The organism is Nocardia sp. NPDC047038 (assembly GCF_040644075.1).
Classification (GTDB): Bacteria; Actinomycetota; Actinomycetes; order Mycobacteriales; family Mycobacteriaceae; genus Nocardia; species Nocardia sichangensis.
Genome location: NZ_JBEYVQ010000045.1, coordinates 2,423 through 5,137, shown reverse-complemented (window position 1 = coordinate 5,137; position 2,715 = coordinate 2,423). Strand labels below are relative to the sequence as shown.

At 56.6% G+C, this 2,715-nt stretch carries 1 rRNA gene (running past one end of the window); it reads right to left on the bottom strand.

From position 1 onward, the window contains the following. Positions 1–52 precede the first annotated feature (52 nt). Positions 53–2,715 (bottom strand): 23S ribosomal RNA (locus ABZ824_RS39600); it runs 377 nt beyond the window's last position.

The following is a 2,715-nucleotide window of genomic DNA, read 5'->3' as shown; positions in this document are numbered from 1 at the left end:
GGGTATCTGTGTGTTGTTTCAGATACCGCACAGTGGACGCGTAGCAACCTTTGTTGGTAAGTCCTCGGCCGATTAGTACCGGTCACCTCCACACGTTACCGTGCTTCCAGTTCCGGCCTATCAACCCCATGGTCTATAGGGGGCCTTAACCACTCGAAGGTGGTGAGAAACCTCATCTTGGAACAGGCTTCCCGCTTAGATGCTTTCAGCGGTTATCCCTTCCGAACGTAGCCAACCAGCAGTGCCCTTGGCAGGACAACTGGCACACCAGAGGTTCGTCCGTCCCGGTCCTCTCGTACTAGGGACAGCCTTCCTCAAGTTTCTGACGCGCGCGGCGGATAGAGACCGAACTGTCTCACGACGTTCTAAACCCAGCTCGCGTGCCGCTTTAATGGGCGAACAGCCCAACCCTTGGGACCTACTCCAGCCCCAGGATGCGACGAGCCGACATCGAGGTGCCAAACCATCCCGTCGATATGGACTCTTGGGGAAGATCAGCCTGTTATCCCCGGGGTACCTTTTATCCGTTGAGCGACACCGCTTCCACATGCCGGTGCCGGATCACTAGTCCCGACTTTCGTCCCTGCTCGACCCGTCAGTCTCACAGTCAAGCTCCCTTGTGCACTTGCACTCGACACCTGATTGCCAACCAGGCTGAGGGAACCTTTGGGCGCCTCCGTTACATTTTAGGAGGCAACCGCCCCAGTTAAACTACCCACCAGGCACTGTCCCTGAACCCGATCAGGGTCCGAGGTTAGAAGTCCAATACGACCAGAGTGGTATTTCAACGACGACTCCACGAACACTGGCGTGCCCGCTTCACAGTCTCCCACCTATCCTACACAAACCGTACCGAACACCAATACCAAGCTATAGTGAAGGTCCCGGGGTCTTTTCGTCCTGCCGCGCGTAACGAGCATCTTTACTCGTAATGCAATTTCGCCGAGTCTGTGGTTGAGACAGCAGAGAAGTCGTTACGCCATTCGTGCAGGTCGGAACTTACCCGACAAGGAATTTCGCTACCTTAGGATGGTTATAGTTACCACCGCCGTTTACCGGGGCTTAAATTCTCAGCTTCGCGCCCGAAAGCGCTAACCGGTCCTCTTAACCTTCCGGCACCGGGCAGGCGTCAGTCCGTATACATCGTCTTACGACTTCGCACGGACCTGTGTTTTTAGTAAACAGTCGCTTCTCTCTGGTCTCTGCGACCACACCCAGCTCGGACCGTAAAGATCGTCACCAGACGTGGTCCCCCTTCTCCCGAAGTTACGGGGGCATTTTGCCGAGTTCCTTAACCACAGTTCTCTCGATCGCCTCGGTATTCTCTACCTGACCACCTGTGTCGGTTTGGGGTACGGGCCGTGTACCAACTCACTAGAGGCTTTTCTCGGCAGCATAGGATCACTGAATTCGCCTCAATCGGCTACGCATCACCTCTCAGGCACATGTTGTGCGGATTTGCCTACACAACGCCCTACCGGCTTACACCAGGTAATCCACCACCTGGCCCAGCTACCTTCCTGCGTCACCCCATCGCTTGACTACTACACCCAGGGTCTCGTGCATCCCCTTCCGGCTTCCCGAAGGAAGTCCATCCGGTTCAGGACGATTAGCACAGATGATTCGCCATTGGGCGCGGATACACGGGTACGGGAATATCAACCCGTTGTCCATCGACTACGCCTGTCGGCCTCGCCTTAGGTCCCGACTCACCCTGGGCGGATTAACCTGGCCCAGGAACCCTTGGTCATTCGGCGGACGAGTTTCTCACTCGTCTTTCGCTACTCATGCCTGCATTCTCACTCGCACAGCCTCCACAACTAGGTCACCCCGCTGCTTCCACGGCTGCACGACGCTCCCCTACCCATCCCAGCTCCTGGCTCGAAAGCAGAATAATGCTGGAATGCCGCGGCTTCGGCGGTGTACTTGAGCCCCGCTACATTGTCGGCGCAGGATCACTTGACCAGTGAGCTATTACGCACTCTTTCAAGGGTGGCTGCTTCTAAGCCAACCTCCTGGTTGTCTTCGCGACCCCACATCCTTTTCCACTTAGTACACGCTTAGGGGCCTTAGCCGGCGATCTGGGCTGTTTCCCTCTCGACTACGAAGCTTATCCCCCGCAGTCTCACTGCCACGCTCTCACACACCGGCATTCGGAGTTTGGCTGACTTCGGTAAGCTTGTGGGCCCCCTAGGCCATCCAGTAGCTCTACCTCCGATGTGAAACACGTGACGCTGCACCTAAATGCATTTCGGGGAGAACCAGCTATCACGGAGTTTGATTGGCCTTTCACCCCTACCCACAGCTCATCCCCTCAGTTTTCAACCTAAGTGGGTTCGGGCCTCCACGACGTCTTACCGTCGCTTCACCCTGGCCATGGGTAGATCACTCCGCTTCGGGTCCATGACATGCGACTCTGGGCGCCCTATTCGGACTCGCTTTCGCTACGGCTACCCCACACGGGTTAACCTCGCCACACACCGATGACTCGCAGGCTCATTCTTCAAAAGGCACGCCATCACCCCACCACAAAAGGAAGGCTCTGACGGATTGTAAGCGTCCGGTTTCAGGTACTATTTCACTCCCCTCCCGGGGTACTTTTCACCTTTCCCTCACGGTACTAGTCCGCTATCGGTCACCAGGGAGTATTCAGGCTTACCGGGTGGTCCCGGCAGATTCACAGCAGATTTCACGGGCCCGCTGCTACTCGGGCAC